At 73.5% G+C, this 1,221-nt stretch carries 1 pseudogene; it reads left to right on the top strand.

Annotated features, from left to right (window positions below):
• Positions 1 to 1,221 (top strand): annotated as a pseudogene (locus GCN74_RS29065) (hypothetical protein); the annotation flags it as partial.

The raw sequence follows: 1,221 nt of genomic DNA, 5'->3' as shown, positions 1-1,221 counted from the left end.
GCCGCCACCGATGCCGCCGCCCTGGCCGCCGCCTCGAATGCGGCCGCCGCCGCGGCAGCAAATGCGGCTGCCAACGCCAATGCCAGCGACGCCGCGGTACTGGGCATCGCCGCCACGGCCGCAGCGAACGCCGCAGCAGCAGCCAGCACGCAAGCAGGACTCACCGACGCCGTGACGCTGACCATGGCAGCGGATGCCGCCGCCGGCGTCGCCGCCTGGGATGCCTCGATCGCCAACGCCACCGATGCCGTAGCCCTGCAGGCCGCCGCCGATGCCGCCGCCACGAACGCCGCCAATGCCCAGGCACAAGCCAACATGACGGAGGCGCCCACCCTGGGGCTGATCGCCGATGCGGCGACCCTGGCATCGGATGCGGCGCAGGCGCAGGCGGACCTGACCGACGCCGCCGCGCTGGCCGTCATTTCCAACGCCGACGCTGCCGCGGCAGCGGCAGCCGCCACCCTGGCCGGCAACACGGATGCTGCCGCGCTCGACGCCGCAGCCGCCGCTGCCGCCGCTGCGGCCGCCAATGCCGTGGTGACAGCCAACCTGAGCGACGCGGCCGCCCTGCAGATCACGGCCGATGCCGCCGCCAGCACGTCCGCCGCCGCCGCCGCGCAAGCGGCACTGACGGATGCGGCCGCGCTGCAAATCGTCTCCGATAATGACGCCGCCGCCGCGCTGGCAGCGCAAACCATTGCCAACCAGACGGACGCTGCCGCCCTGGCCGCTGCCGACGCGGCGGCCGCCAACGATGCCGCGAATGCCCAGGCAGTGGCCGATCAGACCGATGTCGTGGCTCTGCAGCAAGCTGCCGACCAGGCCGATGCGGATGCCGCCGCCGCCAATGCGCAAGCCAGCCTGCTGGACGTCAACGTCGCCCTGAATGCCTTCAACCTGGCCAACCTGGCCGCCCTGGCCGCCAACGTCACGGCCGGACAGACCAGCGTGGTCGACCTGACGGCGACCGTCAATGCCTTGCAGCTCGATGCCGACAATGCCGACGTCACTGCCAACCTGACGGATGCCGTCGCCCTTGCCGCCACCGCCGCTGCCGATGCGCTGACGGCCGCCGGCTTGCAGGCCACGGCCAACCTGACCGACGCCGCGGCGCTCGCCAACACCGCCGCCGCCGCCGTTTCGGCGGCGGAAACGGCTGCCCTGCTGGGCGGGATCGACATCTCGGCCGTCAGCGCCGCGGCAGCGGCCCAGGCGGCCGCC

The organism is Janthinobacterium sp. FT14W (genome assembly GCF_009208755.1).
Classification (GTDB): domain Bacteria; phylum Pseudomonadota; class Gammaproteobacteria; order Burkholderiales; family Burkholderiaceae_D; genus Janthinobacterium; species Janthinobacterium violaceinigrum.
Note: the sequence above shows the minus strand (reverse complement) of the source record. Positions and strands in the feature narration are given on the sequence as shown.